At 59.7% G+C, this 16,104-nt stretch carries 18 protein-coding genes; 15 read left to right on the forward strand and 3 right to left on the reverse strand.

The annotated features are described in order from the left end of the window. Both rlmN and VN623_RS06765 read left to right on the forward strand, forming a co-directional pair. Positions 1 to 670: 23S rRNA (adenine(2503)-C(2))-methyltransferase RlmN (rlmN, locus tag VN623_RS06760; RefSeq protein ID WP_325569410.1), on the forward strand; the 670-nt coding region annotated here is incomplete at its 5' end. Between the two features lie 98 nt (positions 671 to 768). After that, positions 769 to 1,512 carry a hypothetical protein gene (locus tag VN623_RS06765; protein WP_325569412.1) on the forward strand — a complete coding sequence of 248 codons (744 nt, stop codon included), beginning with the start codon at positions 769 to 771 and terminating at the stop codon, positions 1,510 to 1,512. 228 nt (positions 1,513 to 1,740) lie between these two features. Here VN623_RS06765 and VN623_RS06770 read toward each other — a convergent pair whose 3' ends face one another. Then, entirely contained in the window at positions 1,741 to 2,097 is a 357-nt protein-coding gene (locus VN623_RS06770) for a hypothetical protein (RefSeq protein WP_325569414.1), read from the reverse strand. A 264-nt stretch (positions 2,098 to 2,361) separates the two neighbouring features. Between VN623_RS06770 and VN623_RS06775 the strand changes: the two genes are divergently transcribed. Then, the gene (locus VN623_RS06775; RefSeq protein WP_325569416.1) at positions 2,362 to 2,967 is read left to right on the forward strand and encodes a hypothetical protein; all 606 of its coding nucleotides are present in this window, start codon (positions 2,362 to 2,364) and stop codon (positions 2,965 to 2,967) included. Between the two features lie 16 nt (positions 2,968 to 2,983). Here the strand turns inward: VN623_RS06775 and VN623_RS06780 are convergent, their stop codons facing one another. Both VN623_RS06780 and VN623_RS06785 read right to left on the reverse strand, forming a co-directional pair. Beyond that, positions 2,984 to 3,808 carry a hypothetical protein gene (locus VN623_RS06780; protein WP_325569418.1) on the reverse strand — a complete coding sequence of 275 codons (825 nt, stop codon included), beginning with the start codon at positions 3,806 to 3,808 and terminating at the stop codon, positions 2,984 to 2,986. Between the two features lie 169 nt (positions 3,809 to 3,977). Next, positions 3,978 to 4,604, reverse strand: coding sequence for a 2-hydroxychromene-2-carboxylate isomerase (locus VN623_RS06785; RefSeq protein WP_325569420.1), 627 nt, complete (start codon positions 4,602 to 4,604; stop codon positions 3,978 to 3,980). A gap of 150 nt (positions 4,605 to 4,754) precedes the next feature. On the opposite strand from VN623_RS06785, the gene VN623_RS06790 reads away from it, so the two are divergent. From VN623_RS06790 to ppa, 12 genes are all read left to right on the forward strand, one after another. Beyond that, a complete protein-coding gene (locus tag VN623_RS06790) occupies positions 4,755 to 5,984 on the forward strand; it encodes an argininosuccinate synthase (protein WP_325569422.1) in 1,230 nt (409 codons plus the stop codon). A gap of 62 nt (positions 5,985 to 6,046) precedes the next feature. Beyond that, complete coding sequence (locus tag VN623_RS06795; RefSeq protein ID WP_325569424.1) at positions 6,047 to 7,072, forward strand: agmatine deiminase family protein; 1,026 nt, start codon at positions 6,047 to 6,049, stop codon at positions 7,070 to 7,072. Beyond that, a complete protein-coding gene (gene aguB, locus VN623_RS06800; RefSeq protein WP_325569426.1) occupies positions 7,072 to 7,932 on the forward strand; it encodes an N-carbamoylputrescine amidase in 861 nt (286 codons plus the stop codon). Before VN623_RS06795 ends, aguB begins: the two co-directional genes overlap by 1 nt. A 211-nt stretch (positions 7,933 to 8,143) precedes the next feature. Continuing rightward, complete coding sequence (locus VN623_RS06805) at positions 8,144 to 8,350, forward strand: TOBE domain-containing protein (RefSeq protein ID WP_325569463.1); 207 nt, start codon at positions 8,144 to 8,146, stop codon at positions 8,348 to 8,350. 94 nt (positions 8,351 to 8,444) lie between these two features. After that, positions 8,445 to 9,179: a M50 family metallopeptidase gene (locus tag VN623_RS06810; RefSeq protein ID WP_325569428.1), complete on the forward strand. Its 735-nt coding sequence runs from the start codon at positions 8,445 to 8,447 to the stop codon at positions 9,177 to 9,179. A gap of 5 nt (positions 9,180 to 9,184) precedes the next feature. Further along, a complete protein-coding gene (locus tag VN623_RS06815; RefSeq protein WP_325569430.1) occupies positions 9,185 to 9,982 on the forward strand; it encodes a hypothetical protein in 798 nt (265 codons plus the stop codon). 157 nt (positions 9,983 to 10,139) lie between these two features. Continuing rightward, positions 10,140 to 11,978, forward strand: a complete 1,839-nt coding sequence (gene typA, locus VN623_RS06820; protein ID WP_325569432.1) for a translational GTPase TypA — start codon at positions 10,140 to 10,142, stop codon at positions 11,976 to 11,978. Positions 11,979 to 12,112: 134 nt separating this feature from the next. Then, on the forward strand, positions 12,113 to 12,370 hold the full coding sequence (locus VN623_RS06825; RefSeq protein ID WP_325569434.1) for a hypothetical protein: 258 nt from the start codon (positions 12,113 to 12,115) through the stop codon (positions 12,368 to 12,370). Positions 12,371 to 12,681: 311 nt separating this feature from the next. Continuing rightward, positions 12,682 to 13,989 carry an ATP-dependent DNA helicase gene (locus VN623_RS06830; RefSeq protein WP_325569436.1) on the forward strand — a complete coding sequence of 436 codons (1,308 nt, stop codon included), beginning with the start codon at positions 12,682 to 12,684 and terminating at the stop codon, positions 13,987 to 13,989. 247 nt (positions 13,990 to 14,236) lie between these two features. Beyond that, on the forward strand, positions 14,237 to 14,713 hold the full coding sequence (locus VN623_RS06835; protein WP_325569437.1) for a phasin family protein: 477 nt from the start codon (positions 14,237 to 14,239) through the stop codon (positions 14,711 to 14,713). Positions 14,714 to 14,871: 158 nt separating this feature from the next. Further along, the gene (locus tag VN623_RS06840) at positions 14,872 to 15,378 is read left to right on the forward strand and encodes a GNAT family N-acetyltransferase (RefSeq protein WP_325569439.1); all 507 of its coding nucleotides are present in this window, start codon (positions 14,872 to 14,874) and stop codon (positions 15,376 to 15,378) included. Between the two features lie 122 nt (positions 15,379 to 15,500). Further along, the gene (ppa, locus tag VN623_RS06845; RefSeq protein ID WP_325569441.1) at positions 15,501 to 16,040 is read left to right on the forward strand and encodes an inorganic diphosphatase; all 540 of its coding nucleotides are present in this window, start codon (positions 15,501 to 15,503) and stop codon (positions 16,038 to 16,040) included. Positions 16,041 to 16,104: the final 64 nt, after the last annotated feature.

A 16,104-nucleotide genomic window follows, 5' to 3' on the forward strand; every position in this document is an offset into this window, starting at 1 on the left:
AGGAAAAGTGGATGCCGGTTTTCCGTCCGGCGGCGCGGCCAATAGAAAAGTCACCAATGTGGTGATGATGGGCATGGGCGAGCCGCTCTACAATTTCGACAATGTCAAAGCCGCGATGGGCGTCGCTGCCGACGGCGATGGCTTGGCTCTTTCAAAGCGGCGCATCACGCTTTCGACCTCGGGCGTCGTTCCGGAAATTCCGCGTTGGGGCGAAGAAGCCGACACGATGCTCGCAATCTCGCTGCACGCGACCAACGACGCGCTGCGCGATGAACTCGTGCCGATCAACCGCAAGTATCCAATCGCTGAGCTAATGGACGCGTGCCGGAATTATCCCGGCCTTTCGAATGCACGCCGCATCACCTTCGAATACGTGATGCTGAAAGGCGTCAACGACAGCCTTGCCGAAGCCCGCGCGCTTGTGAAATTGCTCTCGGGCATTCCAGCGAAAATCAACCTGATCCCATTCAATCCGTGGCCGAACACGCGCTACGAGTGCTCGGACTGGGAGACGATCGAACGCTTCGCAGAAGTCGTGAACCGCGCCGGCTACGCGAGCCCGGTGAGGACGCCGCGCGGACGCGATATTCTCGCAGCCTGTGGGCAGCTCCGGTCCGAAAGCTTGAGGCTCACCGCCAGCGAGCGCCGCGCCACCGGCGACGGCGCCTGACCGGACGCGCCCCGCCCAATCCGCAATAATCATTTGAACGGCGAAAGTCGGTCTCTATAGACTACGCCCGTACCTGATGTCTGGGGCGGGGGATCGTCGTGCTAAGACTGATCACCACATTGGCGCGAGTGGCCTTCGGCTTCGCGTTGGCGAGTATCGCTGCCGGGCTCGTCACGGTCATGTTCGTCGATACACCCGTCGACGTTCTGGCGCAGCCGGCGAGCCGGTTGCCGCAAACGGCTAGCCAGACGCTCGATCTGGCGTTGCTCACCGCTACGCACTACGGCATTTTCTCGGCGGCCTTCGTATTGATCGCAGCCGGGCTAGGCGAATGGCTTTCGATGCGCTCGCTGCCCTTCTATCTGATCGCAGGAGTGGGTATCGGGCTGCTTGGCTTCATCGCGCAGTTTTCGAGCGAGGTCGCAGGCCAACCGACCATCCTGAATAATTATGCGTTGAAGGCGTTCTTAACCGCCGGCTTCTTCGGCGGCTTCGTTTACTGGCTGGCATCCGGTCAGTTCGCCGGACGAGCACCCGAGGTGACGGACGACACCACGTCGACCGAAGTCGCGCCGCCGCCCATTCCACAACCGGAAGACGATAACGAAGCCGATGTTGTCATCGACAACCCGCAACAATTTGAGGATGAACCGAGGAAGCGCGACGGCTCGATTCTGAGCTGGTTGAAGCGTCCACGGCGACAAGAGGCCGAGCCGCTGCCGACCGATGAAATCGAGGGTCCCGAGGACGGTGATGAAGCCGTTATCGTCAGAAATCCGGGCGCGTCCTCCGCCCGGCAAAATGCCTTCGATGCCGCCAAAACCAGCGATGAAGAAGCGTAATTCCGACGCCCCGCAACCTAAGAACGCATACGAACTAAACTGTGGATAACGTGATCGGGGACGGGACTTTCCATTCGCGATGCATCTAGTTGGCCATGCACTGCATGTTTGTACTCAATTTTGAGAAAGCGAGTGTTGCCATGCCTCAGAATGAGAAAACGTCTGCCAGAGTGAGCGCCATCGCATCCAAGGCGTTGCAGAACCCCCAATCGGTTTCTGCAGAGGAAATCAAAGAGCTTGCAGCGTCAGTTCTGTCTCAATCTCCTGATCATCAGCAATCCCAACAACACCAGCAAAGCCAGGGCCAGCAGAAGAGGTAAGACTTTCCTCTTCGGTCAGTCGTTCGATTGACAGAACGCAGCGAGCGGGAATTGCCATTATCCCGCTCGCTTGTGCTTTTTCCGGGTCTTCGAGATCGCCAATGTTTTGGCAGACGACTTTGACGTCGGGCGTATCCCTGACAAGCCAGCCGACGGTGGCGACTTCGACGGGTTTCGCATCCGGCAACGCCGATAAATAGCGCCATTTACCGCACGGCTGGCGGCTATCCAGCCATCGGATGATGACGAGCGGGCAGTCCCCCATTTCGCACCCCAAGAAATGATTCGGGGGAATCATAGCAGACGCAACCACTTTGGTCGGCGCCGCTGTTCCAGCCCGCAGGCTGAGTGTTGCGCTAATTCAGCGAATGCGGCTGTCGGACTTCTGCCCGGCTCGCAAACTCGGAGACCAGCGTTGTTGCTGCGATGCAGCAAGACTGATATACTCAGACTTTGAGGGATGACCTCCTTGTTCGATTTTGATCTCCATTTCCGCTTTCTTCGGAAAGCGACCGAAGTATTTTTCGAAATGAGCCAGGCTTCGGTGGCCGCCGCTGTTGCATGGCAAAGCCGTCTTCATGACGAAATGACTCCTGAGGGACGGCAGACGGCAACCGCACCGGCATTCTGGCCGATGTGGTTCGGTGATTGGACTCCCGGAACCGCGACGTCAGCCGGTCGGTCTAACGATCCGTTTGAAGCGTTCCGAGCCGCGGCTACCAATCTTTCACCCTTCGGGAATTTCACGCCCTTCGGACATATGCCAATCGCCGCCTCTCCGAGCGCCGCGTTCGATCCGATGCAGGTTTGGTTTGCCGCAGCGAGTGCCTGGCAAGACTTGGCGCAGCACGGCACAATGGCGGCATGCGGAGCGGGCTTGTCGGCTTGGCCGAATTCGGCGACCCAGTCGGTCTGGAGCGCAACACCGTGGAGCATTTACCAAGCGCCGATGATGGCAATGATGCTGTCTTATGGCGTTCCTTATTCGGTGGCGGCTCCCACCGCGCGGGCAAGCACGTCAGCGATGGACGCGGCCGACGCGGCCTATACGCAATGGCAGCTGGTCTTCGGAAGTCCTGCGAAAACCAACGCGCGCCCTCCCGCAATGCCGCCGTGGCAGGCCTACCCGCTCTGAACGTCACGTGATTTGATTATTGCGGATCCGGTTCAGGCGCCGCTGACGGCGAAGGCGGGGCCTCAGCACCGTCCGAACTCGCCGGAACAGGCGGCGCAACCTCGGCCTTCGGCTTCGTCGTCTTCTTTTTTGCGGCCGCGGTTTTAACTTTCTTTGGCGCCGCGTTCGTCGACGCTGCCGGAGCGCCTGCGGAACCGTCCGCGGGCGGCGGAGCTGCCGTCGTCTTCGGCGCCCAGGGCAGCACTTCCGGCGCCGCAGCCTTTGCCGGGTGCTTTTTCTTCACCGACGCAACAGAACTGCAATGAGGCGTCGCGACCTTGCCTGACGCGTCTGGCGTGGCGGCCGGCGCAGTCCACTTGCAAGCTTTGTTGCTGCCACAGGCCGCCTCCTCGAGACCTTTGCAGGGCGAGGGCTTGGCAGCCTGCTTAACTTTAGGTTTGGCGGCCGGAGTTGCCGCGGGTTTGGCCGGTGCAGGTGCCGTGTCGGTCGGTGGTTTGTCCGCAGGCGCTTCAGCAGCTGGCGTTGGCTCTGCTTGGGCCGTCGCCGGAGATTTCTTTTTGACCTTGGGTTCGACGGTCGTTGCAGGCTCCGGAGCAGCAGCCGGCGGCGTTGCCGCCGATCCCTGATCGGCGGCATCACTATCGGCGGCCGATGTTTGAAGGCCGCCCGCCGAGAACGACGGCAACGGCGCTGCTGGTGCCGGATTGGCTGTTGCGGCTTGAGGAGCGGGATCAGGCGGGACGGTGACCGTGATTTCTTCTGCGGAGAGTGGCAAAGCCAGCGCCCCGCTCGCCAAACACAGCCAAGCAAGTAAGCCGTTGAACCGAGCAGGTCTGGTCACTGGCATTCTCCCCCAGTCAGATATTTCCCGACTCAGTATCATTTTCGGTCGAGTGGAAACACGGCAAACGGCCTCGATATGCCTTTTTTATGTTCATGAACCCCAATATTGCGTTGGTTCATTTGAGAATTTTGTTCGCTGCCCCGGTCTCCGATCGAGACCTCGCCCATCAAGCCTTGGAGGCAACAGCCGAATTCTTTTCCATGATTGCCCAGCGGAGCGCTTGGTCCAGCCGATCGTCGCCCCAGAAAAGTTCGCCGTCTTCGGTTGTGAAACTCGGCGCACCGAAGAGGCCGTTGGCCTGGGCCTGCTCGGTATTCCGGCGCAGCGCAGCTTTCACGTCATCTTCATTGCTCCGTGCCCACATCGCGTCGGCGTCGAGCCCACATGACGTTAAGCATGTTGTCAGCACGCCGTCGTCTGAGGCGTCTAAGCCCCTCGTGAATTGAGCATTGAATACCGCGCGACTGAAGGCGCCCTGCGCCCCGACTCTGTCGGCAGCAATTGCCAGCCGTGCGGCCTTGAGGCCGTTGATGGGAAACGTCTCGGGCATCGTGAAAGGAAGTCCGCGTTCAGCGGCGATGCGCACGATGTCGCGCACCATGTAGCGGCCTTTCGCGGGGTAGACGTTGAACGGCGAAGTGGTCCATCCCTGCGACATGAAAATAGGACCGAGTAGAAAGGGCCGCCATTCGATCTCGACTCCGGCGCGCGAGGCCTCATCGTCGATCCGCATCACAGTCAGATACGAGTAGGTTGAGGCGAATTCGTACCAGAAGACGACCGTCGGTTTCATGTCGATGCTTTAGTCCTTGCTGAAAGCCTACGCAGTGCGCCTTGCGACATCTGGCGTTGCCATCGCGGCTGCTCTTGCGGGGCGCGCCGCCAACCCTATAGTGCCGCGCGTTTCCGTCGTGAACCAACAATCTCGAAAGTCAGACCTGCCATGAGCGCCGCGCCTAAGTCCGTGAAGAAAGTCGTCCTCGCCTATTCGGGCGGCCTCGATACATCGATCATTCTGAAATGGTTGCAGGAGACTTACGGCGCCGAGGTCGTGACGTTCACCGCCGACCTCGGTCAGGGCGAAGAACTTGAACCGGCCCGCAAGAAGGCCGTGATGCTCGGTATCAAGCAAGAGAACATCTTCGTCGAAGATCTGCGCGAAGAATTCGTGCGCGACTACGTGTTTCCGATGTTCCGCGCCAACACGGTTTATGAAGGCGTTTATCTGCTAGGCACTTCGATCGCGCGGCCGCTGATTGCGAAAAAGCAGATCGAGATCGCGAGAAAGGTCGGAGCCGACGCCGTGTGTCATGGCGCGACAGGCAAGGGCAACGACCAGGTGCGCTTCGAGCTTGGTTACTATGCCCTAGAACCCGGCATCAAGATCATCGCGCCTTGGCGCGAGTGGACGTTCAAGGGCCGCGAAGAACTACTGGCCTTCGCGCGCAAGAACCAAATACCGGTCGCCAAGGACAAGGAAGGCGAGTCGCCCTTTTCCGTCGACGCCAACCTTTTGCATTCTTCCTCTGAAGGCAAGGTGCTCGAGGACCCGGCCAGCAAAGCGCCGGAAATTGTTTATCAGCGCACCATCTCGCCGATGGCCGCGCCCGACAAGGTCACGACGATCAAGATCGGTTTCGCCAAGGGTGACGCAATCTCGATCGACGGCAAAAAACTCTCGCCGGCAACGCTGCTGAAAGCCCTGAACGATCTCGGACGCGACAACGGCATAGGCCGCATCGATCTCGTCGAGAACCGCTTCGTCGGCATGAAGTCGCGCGGCGTCTACGAAACGCCCGGCGGCACCATTCTGCTCGTCGCCCATCGGGCGATGGAAAGCATCACCCTCGATCGTGGCGCCGGACACCTGAAAGACGAGATCATGCCGCGCTACGCCGAGCTGATCTATAATGGCTTCTGGTTCGCGCCCGAGCGCCAGATGCTGCAGGCGCTGATCGACAAATCGCAGGAGCACGTCGAAGGCGAAGTGACGCTCGAGCTTTACAAGGGCAACGTCATCGTCACGGGACGCGAAAGCTCGAAGTCTCTCTATTCCCCGACGCTCGTCACCTTCGAGGACGACAAGGGCGCCTACGATCAGAAGGACGCGCAGGGCTTCATCAAGCTCAATGCGCTGCGACTGCGGACGCTCGGGCAGCGAGACAAAGGTTAATCGCGGTCGCTCTTTCGCAATCGTTTATTCGCAAACTCCGGCGAACGCCCTATATACGCGCGATGAAAACCGTCATTGCCGATCCTGACATTATCGTTCCCGCCGAATGGGCGCCGCAAAAAGCAATCTGGACGGCTTGGCCGGCAGACGCGGCAGAGTGGAACGAGGATCTCGAAACGCCGCGCCGCGACGTCGCGGCGCTTATCACTGCGCTGAACGCGGCGGCCAATCGCGTGCGCCTGCTTGCAAACGGCGACGAAGCCGAAGCCTCGGCGCGCGCTACGGTCGGCAACACCGCAGAAGTCATTCCGGCAAAGTACGGCGACATCTGGCTCCGCGATACCGGCCCCATTTTTGCGCGCCGCAACGCGCGTGCCCTGGCGCTGCGCTTCACAACCAACAGCTGGGGCGGCAAGTACGATTTGCCCGATGACGCGACAGTCGGCGATGACATCGCGCGCCTTGCCGCAACGCCAGTCCGCCGCTTCGATTTCGTACTCGAAGGCGGCGCCGTCGATCACGATGGCGAGGGCACGATCCTGACGACGCGGCAGACGCTGTTGAATCCCAATCGCAACGGCTGGACGAAAGCCGCCGCTGAGCAGGCGCTAGACGAGGCGTTTGGTGCCAGGAAAGTCATCTGGATCGATGAAGGCCTGAAAAACGACCACACCGACGGCCACATCGACAACATCGCCCGTTTCGTCGCGCCGGGCCGCGTCGTATGTCAGGCACCGGCGGGGCCCGAAGATCCAAACACGGAAACGCTGGACGCCATTGCGCGCGCACTCGAAGCGGCAACGGATGCGGCCGGCCGCAAGCTCGACGTCGTTCGCATCCCCGGCGTTGGCCTCTATCGCAACGCCCTCGGCGACGTCGCGCCCGCGTCGCATATGAACTTCATCATCGCGGACGGTGTCGTCGTCGTGCCGGTTTATGAAACCGCGACGCAGGATACCGCACTCGAAGCCTTGCAGACTGTATTCCCGACCCGCAAAGTGGTTGGCATATCGTCTCGCGGTTTGCTCGGCAGCGGCAGCGCCGGCGGTGGCTCGTTCCACTGCATCACTCAGCAGGAGCCGGCCTAATGTCGAAGCGCACGATGACGGTCGCAAGCATCCAAACGTCTTACGGCGACGACCTTGCGGCCAACATCGCCAAAACGGAAGATTTTGTTCGCGAAGCCGCCAAACGTGGCGCGCAAGTCGTTCTACCCTCGGAGCTCTTCCAGGGCATTTACTTTTGCACGCGACAGGATCCGAAATGGTTCGAAACCGCGTATGCGGTGAACGAGCATCCGTGCGTGCTCGCACTCAAAAAGCTGGCGGCGAAGCTCGGCGTGGTCATCCCGATCTCGTTCTTCGAGAAGGACGGCCCCCGCTTCTATAACAGCATCGCAATTGCTGACGTGGATGGAGAAATCCTCGGCGTTTATCGCAAGAGCCACATTCCCGATGGCCCCGGTTATCAGGAGAAATACTACTTCCGGCCGGGCGACACCGGGTTCAAGACCTGGACGACGAAGCACGGTCGCATCGGCGTCGGCATCTGTTGGGATCAATGGTATCCGGAATGTGCACGCGCGATGGTCCTGCAGGGCGCCGAGGTACTGTTCTATCCGACGGCTATCGGATCGGAGCCCTATGACGCTGGGCTCGATACGCATTTGCAATGGCAGCGCGTCATGCAGGGCCATGCCGTCGCAAACGCGGTGCCGATCGTCGCCGCAAACCGTATCGGGCTCGAGGACAACGACGGTACGAAGCAGAAATTCTATGGCCATTCCTTCATCGCCGATCATCGCGGCGAACTTGCCGAAGATTTTGCAGCAAAGAACGAAGGCGTGCTCGTGCACACATTCGATCTCGATCTGATCGCCAGTTATCGGGCTGACTGGGGCTTTTTCCGCGATCGCCGAACGGACCTCTACGCAAAGAGCATCGTCTAGTTCGATCGGCCCACATGACGTGCAATTTTCGCGCGGCGCCTTCGCACTCGTCAATTTCCAGGCCGAATATGCCGTTAACGACGACACGACGATGACGGTCGGTGCCATCAACTTGCTCGACGAAATTTATTCTCTTGCAGAGGGGTTCCCAAGCCAGGGCGTCAATTCCTTGCTAATCTCAAGGCTCGTTTCTAAATGGAATGGAGCTAACATGAAAATCAGTGCCCGAAACGTATTGAAAGGCAAGATCGTCGAAGTCGTCAAAGGAACGACGACCGCGCACGTGCGCATCGACGTCAACGGCACGATCGTAACCGCCTCGATCACCAACGAAGCAGTCGACGAGCTTGCCTTGAAAAAAGGCATGACGGCGTCTGCCGTCATCAAGTCGTCGGACGTGATGGTGGCGGTCGACTGAAATGAACACCTGCCGAGTGACATCCATGCGATTGCGCAAAGGCTCCTGATCTCATAAGCCCGAAGGCGAATACGGCCACGGGCACCGCAGCGACATGAATTTTCTCGACGATACGCCGAGACTGGAGCTTTTCCGCCTCGCCGGCATCCCGGTGCGGGTCGACATCACATTCGCATTGGTGCCGCTTTTCTTGTTCGGCATCTTGCAACAAGCGCCGTTCGCCATCGCCGGCCCGGCTTTCGCCGCCATCATCGCCGGAGTTTTTCTCTCGATCTTGCTGCACGAAATCGGCCACGCGACCGTCGCCAGGCTGCTTGGCGTGCGGGTCGGAGAAATTCTGGTCGGCGGCTTTTACGGCTACGCTCGCATGCTCGACGCGCCGCGGAGCACTGCCGCCAACGTCGCTATTCTATTCGCGGGGCCCTTGGCCAATGGGCTGCTGTTTTTGGGGTTCTGGAGCTTGCTTGGATATCCCGAGATCAGCGCCCGGGGCTACTTTAGTCAGATCGAGCCCTCGCAATGGATCGCCGATCGCGTCTGGCTGCTTCGCGCTGCCCTGACTTTGACGCTCGTCAATCTCGCAATGCTGATTTTCAATCTGCTGCCGGCGTTTCCCCTCGATGGCGGGCGCATTTACCGCGACCTGATCGCCACCGTCACATCACGCGCCTCGGCCGCCAAAATAATTGCCGGGCTCGGCGTTATCGTCGGACTGTGGAGCGCGTTCATCGGCCTGCGCACCGACATCGTTCTGATGCTGATCGGAGCCCAGATCGCGATCGTCAATTGGGCTATCCTAAAGCGGCCCGCCGACGCCGAGCAGATGTAACGAGAATGACCCGCGTTTCCGTCAATCGCACCTTGTCCCGGCTCTACTGGCTTCTCGCGATCGTGCTGCTGCTTTTGCTGGCGGCGAAGTTCGCCGATGACATCCCAGGATTGCCACCCGTCGTCATCTCAGTCGCCAACCAGCTCTATGAATTCATGCGCGACATGTCGTTGCTGATTGCAACCGGCGGCGTCGCCTATTTGTCGAATATCTTCCAGAAGCGGTCGAAATTCGTCGAAAGTCTCAAGGAAGAATGGCGCAATATCGTGCGCACGAAGTCTGTACTGCTCGGCACGTGCGAAAAGCCTTATCTTGCCACCGACGACTATCTCGCCGCGCTTTATAAAATCAGCGAGACGATCGACACGATGCGGATTGTTTATCGCAACGCTGGAGAGACCGGCGGCCTCGTCGGCCTCTACCCTTTTGAGCCGCTGCACGACATGCGCCGCGCTCTACAGACCCTCGACCCGCGCCTCTCGACGGAAGTACCGAGCGAACAGAAGACCCTGGTGCGCGACGCGATTTTGCAGGCTTTCAACGCTCTGCGCGAAACATTCCTCGAGGAACTCGATCTCGAAGAGCCGCACCATCCGCTGCTGATCTCAGGTGCACGCCGCCTCAAAATTCCAGGCGCCGATGTCGCCGCTCTCGTGATGCAAGATAACCAGCGGCGCCAACTCGCTCGTCAACAGCAAACGAGACCCGACATCGATATGATGCTGGCAGGCCTCCGGGATAATGAAGCCGCAAACGCTGGCGCACCGGCCACCCCGCCGGATCAAAAGCCCCAGGGCACGTAAGATCCTTTGCGAGCCGCCCGAGCCCCACGTTTCCGACGGTTACGCCGCACCCCCGATTCTGACAGCCGCCTAGCCGCACCCCCTAGGACCATGCTAGGTCGCGAACCATACTGCGTCGCAGCAGCCTGCCGGCGCGTTAATAACTTTCAGGTTTGAAATGGCCCTTCGCAACATCGCGATCATCGCGCACGTCGACCATGGCAAGACGACACTGGTCGACGAGCTTCTGAAACAGTCCGGCTCCTTCCGCGAAAACCAGAAGGTTGCCGAGCGCGCCATGGATTCCAACGATCTCGAACGCGAACGCGGCATCACCATTCTCGCCAAATGCACCAGCGTCGAGTGGAAGGGCACGCATATCAACATTGTCGATACGCCGGGCCATGCCGATTTCGGCGGCGAGGTCGAGCGCATCCTCAATATGGTCGACGGCGTGGTCGTGCTGGTCGACGCTTCGGAAGGGCCGCTGCCGCAAACCAAGTTCGTCGTCTCGAAGGCACTGAAGCGCGGCCTACGCCCGATCGTCGCAATCAACAAGATCGACCGGCCCGACGAGCGCCACCAGGACGTCCTCAACGAGGTTTTCGACCTTTTCGCCAATCTCGATGCCACCGACGAACAGCTCGACTTTCCGGTGCTTTACGGGTCAGGCCGCAACGGCTGGATGGCGCGCGACCCATCCGGGCCGCAGGAAAACCTGGCGCCGATGTTTGATTTGATCCTCGAGCACGTACCGCCGCCGGCCGTCGATGACGGCCCGTTCCGCATGCTGGCGACGACGCTCGATGCCGACCCGTTCCTCGGGCGCATCCTGACCGGCCGCGTCACGTCCGGAACGGTGAAGCCGAACCAACAGCTCAAAGCATTGAGCCGCGACGGAAAAGTGATTGAGCAGTTCCGCGTGCAGAAAGTTCTCGCCTTCCATGGCCTCGAGCGGACCCCTGTTGAGTCCGCTGGTGCCGGAGACATCATTGCACTCGCAGGTATGAGCTTGGCGAACGTCGCCGATACGCTTTGCGATCCGTCCGTCGAAGCGCCCCTGCCGGCGCAGCCCGTCGATCCGCCGACGTTGTCGATGACCTTCCGCATCAATGACGGACCTTTTGCGGGCCAGGAAGGCGACAAAGTTCAGAGCCGCGTCATCCGCGATCGCCTGCTGAAAGAGGCCGAACGCAATATCGCAATTCGCGTCGAGGAAAACGAAGACAAGGATAGCTTCATAGTATCGGGCCGCGGCGAACTGCAGCTCGCCATCCTGATCGAAAACATGCGCCGCGAAGGCTTCGAGTTGACGGTGTCGCGCCCAAAAGTCGTGCTGAAGATCGATCCGGAAACCGGGCAACGGCTGGAGCCGATCGAAGAAGTGATCGTTGATGTCGATGATGGCTACACTGGCGTCGTCGTCTCGAAACTGTCGGAGCGTAAAGGCGACCTGCTGGAAATGCGGCCGTCTGGAACGGGGCGCACGCGCATGGTGCTGCACGTGCCGACACGTGGCCTACTCGGCTATCAGGCGGAGCTTTTGTCGGATACCCGCGGCACGGGCGTGATGAACAAGCTGTTTCATGCCTATAAGCCCTTCAAGGGCGACATCGCCGGACGCCGAACGGGAGTTATGATTTCGAACAGTCCGGGCGAGGCTGTCGCATACGCGATCTTCAATTTGCAGGACCGCGGTCCCTTCATGGTCAACCCGCAGGACCGCGTCTACGAGGGCATGATCGTCGGCGAGCACTCGCGCGACAACGACCTCGAAGTCAACGTCGTGAAGGGCAAGAAGCTGACCAACGTCCGCGCTTCCGGTAAGGACGAAGCTGTTCTGCTGACGCCGCCGATGCGACTAACGCTCGAGAAGGCGATGAGCTACATCACCGACGAAGAACTCGTCGAGGTCACACCGAAGTCGATACGATTACGCAAGCGGTGGCTCGACCCCAACGAACGCAAGCGCCAAGAGCGCAAACGAGAAGCCGAACGCACCAGCGGCGCGGCCTGATCTCTCATCCTATTTCGCGAGCGTAATCTTATTACGCGGCATCTCGTGCCCGGGAAAAAATCCCTGGTTGTCGGGAGGAATTTCCACACCCAGATTAGGCCTTGTCGAATCACGACATTACAGGAGGCCCCCCGATGAAGAGTTTCGCCTTTGCGGCATGTGCCGTGTTCGCACTATCGACGCCGGTTTTTGCCGACACACCGCTCAGCGCCGAGGAAACCAAATCCGCGACCGCCGCCGCGGCAGCGTGGGGCTGCGAAGGCGGTAAGTGGGAAAAGGAAACCGAAGCCACCGGCGTTTTTGAGCTTGATGATGCGAAGTGCAAGGATGGCCGCAACTACGACCTGAAGTTCGACAAGGACTTCAAGTTGCTGGTCCTCTCCGCTGACTAAACGCACGTTGCGGATAACGATATTGCTGCGGGCGGGCTCCAGAGTCCGCCCGCATTTTTTTGAGTAGCGTTTCGTGCACCGCGTTTCCCAAGGCCGACCGCCCCCTCCGCAGGCTTCGTCCGTTCAATTGACTTCTAAGACCGGCTTTGATTTGTCTTTCGCGACGACCACCCTGCCCGCAGGGCGAACAGGCAGGACAAGGCAAGAATGCTGCTTCTCCACAATTGGACTTCGAAACGGTGTTCGCATTATCCACCGCTCGCTGACGCGCCGGCCCTCGCGTGCACTTTTCGCAGGCTTCAGGCGGCACAGTGATAACTTGGCCAAAGGGCGTTACGCCGACCCCCGCGTTCGAGCGCGCAGCGGCGTTCATGGAAGAGCCGGGCGGCAATCTCTTCGTTACGGGCCGCGCCGGCACTGGCAAATCAACGCTGCTCAGAGCTTTGCGCGATGCCTATGCGGACCGCATGGTGGTTCTCGCACCAACCGGGCTCGCCGCTATCAACATCGGCGGCCAAACCATTCATTCCTTTTTCGGTTTTCCGCCGCGCCTCATTCAACCGGACGACATCAAACGTAGCCGCAACGGTCGCGTCATGCGCAAGCTCGAGTTCATCGTCATCGATGAAGCTTCGATGGTGCGTTCGGACCTCATGTGGGGAATCGACCACGCACTGCGCGTCAACCGGGGGCGGCCGAGAGAGCCCTTCGGCGGAGCCCGCGTTCTGCTCTTTGCCGACCTGCATCAGCTGCCGCCGGTCATCCAGGAGCGCGAGGTTTTCACCCATCTTGTCGACACGCACGGCAGCCCGTTCTTCTTCCTGGTACCGGCACTGCAAGAAGGCAAAGGCACCTCGCTTCTCGAACTCGAGCATATCTTCCGGCAAACCGACGACGCACTGATCCGCGTTCTCAATGCCGTTCGGGATGGCAACGTCAGCGATAACGACCTCGCCTTCATCAACACGCGCGTCCGGCCCATTCGGACGCTGACCGAAGGCGAGCCCTACGTCATTCTGACGACGACCAACGCCGCCGCAAAGCGGATCAACACGGCCTATCTCGATGCCCTGGCCGGGCACCCCGTCCGGTTCGATGCCAGCATCACTGGAGATTTCACATCCAAGATCCAGCCAGCCGATCCCTCGCTCGAGTTAAAGGCGGGCGCCAAGGTGATGATGCTACGCAATGACCCCGACAAGCGGTGGGTCAACGGCACCGTCGCGCGCATTTCGCGTCTGGCCGAGAAGCAAATCTTTGTCGAGATCGGTGGCCGCGAGTTTGAGGTCGAGCCGGTCGCTTGGGAACATCGGCGCTACGCGTTCGACCAGTCGGCCGAGAAAATCGTCGAAACGGTCGCCGGCACGTTCAAGCAGTTTCCACTCCGCTTGGCATGGGCCCTGACCATCCATAAGGCGCAGGGGCTGACCCTCGACAAGGTCTATGTTGACCTCGGCGGCGGCACCTTCGCCCACGGCCAAACCTATGTGGCCCTCTCCCGCTGCCGGACGCTCGAAGGGCTGGCACTGGCGCGCCCCCTGACCCGGCACGACGTTGTGTTCGATCCCGAGGCACTTCGTTATCGCGATGTTTTTCCGAAACTTGAGATTACGAGTTGAGTCCGCAACTTCATTTCGCAGTTGCGAGATAAAGGGAGTGTTAAAGACCTCGAAAGAGGGTTAAGTTAACTAAAATTTGGACATAAGGTCGCGATTTGAATCCAAATTCAAACTTTTTCGGCGTGCGAAGCAAAAACATATTGCAATGCACAAAAGCTCGCATATAGTACGGGACATGGTTTCGCCGACGGGCGGTAGACCGAATTCAAAAGCATACGAGCTATATTAAAAAACAGGAGTGAGCCCCATGAACGACCCCTTCACCCGACAAGTTCAAGACTTTACGCGTCAAGCCCAGGAGATGTTTACCGCCGGCAAGGACGCCAAGGTTCCGGAGAACATCTCGGCTTTCGCCGAAGACGCAATTGCCAAGTCGCGCGACGCCTACCACAAGTTCGCGGCACTGGCCAAAGACAACGCCAAGGTTGCTGAAGAAGTGATGCTGACGACGCAGGCTGGCGCCAAGTCGATCGGCGAAAAAATCGTTGCCAACACCTTCGCCAACACGGAAGCCGCATTTGAGGCAGCCCAGGCGATGGCACGCGCCCGCACGTTCCCCGAGATCGCTCGTCTGCACGCCAACTTCTGGCAGCAGCAGTTCGCGGTTGTCGGATCGCAGTCGAAAGAGCTTTTCGAACTGTCGAGCAAGGTAACCAAGCAGGCGCTCGAGACGGTTGGCTCGGCGACGACGAAATCCTTCGAGCAGATGAAGAACGCCAGTTAAGTTGGCGATCTGGCGGCTTACCTGCGGGTAACCGTCGAGTGGGGCACTATCTTCTGTCTGAATATTCTGGCGCGAGGCGAAAGCCCCGCGCCTTTTTTATTTTTTTATGACAGCCGCGGATGGATGCGGTCCGGCACAGTTGGCGCTAGACTGACCCAATGCTGAACCAGCGCCTCGAGATCTCCGTGCGCAACGCCCAGCTCGATGACGCGCCACGTCTGGCGCGCATTTTTCGCGAGTCCTGGCGGCTCGCCTACGCCGGCATCATCCCAGCGATGCACCTTGAGCACGAGATTTTGCGTCGTGACGCCGGCTGGTGGCGGCGAGTGATTAGAACCGAATCCAATCTCCTGGTCATTACGCTCGGCGAAACCATTGCCGGCTATGCGACGTGCGGGCGAGCCCGGGGCGGTCGGCGCGACACCGGTGAAATCTACGAACTTTATCTGGCGCCGGTCTATCAGGGGGTCGGCTTAGGCGAACATCTGTTCGAGGCCTGCCGCGCCACGCTCGATGAATTGGCGCTTCCAAATCTGATCGTGTGGGCGCTCGCCGAGAACGACGCCGCGCGCGCTTTCTACCGCCGCTGCGGTGGCAGACTGGCTCGGCGGTCCTGCGTCAGGCTCGGCAAGTCGATTGGCATCCGCGTCGCGTTCGAGTGGTGACGATCCTTAATCGCTACATTTGCCGCACGCGCTTCGCGAAATGTCCGACCTAAGCCGCGTTGTGCGACGTGCCGTTTCGAGGCAAATGTGGCGGATATTATCTGCCATTGAAGGGATCGGCCATGCGTCTCGACGCGATCAAGCCCGGCAATAACCCGCCGGAAGACATCAATGTCGTTGTCGAAGTGCCGATTGGCGGTGAACCCATCAAATACGAGATGGACAAGGTATCCGGCGCGCTCATCGTCGACCGCTTCCTTTATACGCCGATGCGCTATCCGGGAAATTACGGCTTCGTTCCGCACACGCTGTCGCGCGATGGCGACCCGATCGACGTCCTCGTCTGCAATACGCGCGCGATCTTCCCTGGTGCGGTCATCAATTGCCGCCCGGTTGGCGTGCTGGTGATGGAAGACGATGGAGGCGGCGACGAGAAAATCATCGCCGTGCCGTCGACTCAGCTGACGAAGCGCTACGACGAGATAAAAACGTACACAAACCTACCGAAAATCTTCGTTGAGCAAATCGAGCACTTCTTCGCACACTACAAGGACCTCGAGCCCACCAAATGGGTAAAGATCGATCATTGGGGGCATGCCGAAGAGGCCAAGACGCTGATTATCGAAGCCATGGCACGTGTGCAGAACCAGCCTGAAAGCTGACGCGCCGCCGCTGGCACTTCCGCTAGAGCGGCCACATTGCTATATCGGCCGCGCCGTCTCGTAG

Origin of the sequence: Hyphomicrobium sp., from assembly GCF_035572195.1 — a bacterium.
Classification (GTDB): Bacteria; Pseudomonadota; Alphaproteobacteria; order Rhizobiales; family Hyphomicrobiaceae; genus Hyphomicrobium_B.

Excerpts from the sequence above, each read along its gene's own strand:
- VN623_RS06805 (WP_325569463.1), top strand. The coding sequence starts at position 8,144 with ATGAAAATCAGTGCCCGAAACGTATTGAAAGGCAAGATCGTCGAAGTC.
- ppa (WP_325569441.1), top strand. The coding sequence starts at position 15,501 with ATGCGTCTCGACGCGATCAAGCCCGGCAATAACCCGCCGGAAGACATC.
- typA (WP_325569432.1), top strand. The coding sequence starts at position 10,140 with ATGGCCCTTCGCAACATCGCGATCATCGCGCACGTCGACCATGGCAAG.
- VN623_RS06810 (WP_325569428.1), top strand. The coding sequence starts at position 8,445 with ATGAATTTTCTCGACGATACGCCGAGACTGGAGCTTTTCCGCCTCGCC.
- VN623_RS06840 (WP_325569439.1), top strand. The coding sequence starts at position 14,872 with ATGCTGAACCAGCGCCTCGAGATCTCCGTGCGCAACGCCCAGCTCGAT.
- aguB (WP_325569426.1), top strand. The coding sequence starts at position 7,072 with ATGTCGAAGCGCACGATGACGGTCGCAAGCATCCAAACGTCTTACGGC.
- VN623_RS06775 (WP_325569416.1), top strand. The coding sequence starts at position 2,362 with ATGAGCCAGGCTTCGGTGGCCGCCGCTGTTGCATGGCAAAGCCGTCTT.
- VN623_RS06835 (WP_325569437.1), top strand. The coding sequence starts at position 14,237 with ATGAACGACCCCTTCACCCGACAAGTTCAAGACTTTACGCGTCAAGCC.
- VN623_RS06790 (WP_325569422.1), top strand. The coding sequence starts at position 4,755 with ATGAGCGCCGCGCCTAAGTCCGTGAAGAAAGTCGTCCTCGCCTATTCG.
- VN623_RS06815 (WP_325569430.1), top strand. The coding sequence starts at position 9,185 with ATGACCCGCGTTTCCGTCAATCGCACCTTGTCCCGGCTCTACTGGCTT.
- VN623_RS06795 (WP_325569424.1), top strand. The coding sequence starts at position 6,047 with ATGAAAACCGTCATTGCCGATCCTGACATTATCGTTCCCGCCGAATGG.
- VN623_RS06785 (WP_325569420.1), bottom strand. The coding sequence starts at position 4,604 with ATGAAACCGACGGTCGTCTTCTGGTACGAATTCGCCTCAACCTACTCG.
- VN623_RS06825 (WP_325569434.1), top strand. The coding sequence starts at position 12,113 with ATGAAGAGTTTCGCCTTTGCGGCATGTGCCGTGTTCGCACTATCGACG.
- VN623_RS06770 (WP_325569414.1), bottom strand. The coding sequence starts at position 2,097 with ATGGGGGACTGCCCGCTCGTCATCATCCGATGGCTGGATAGCCGCCAG.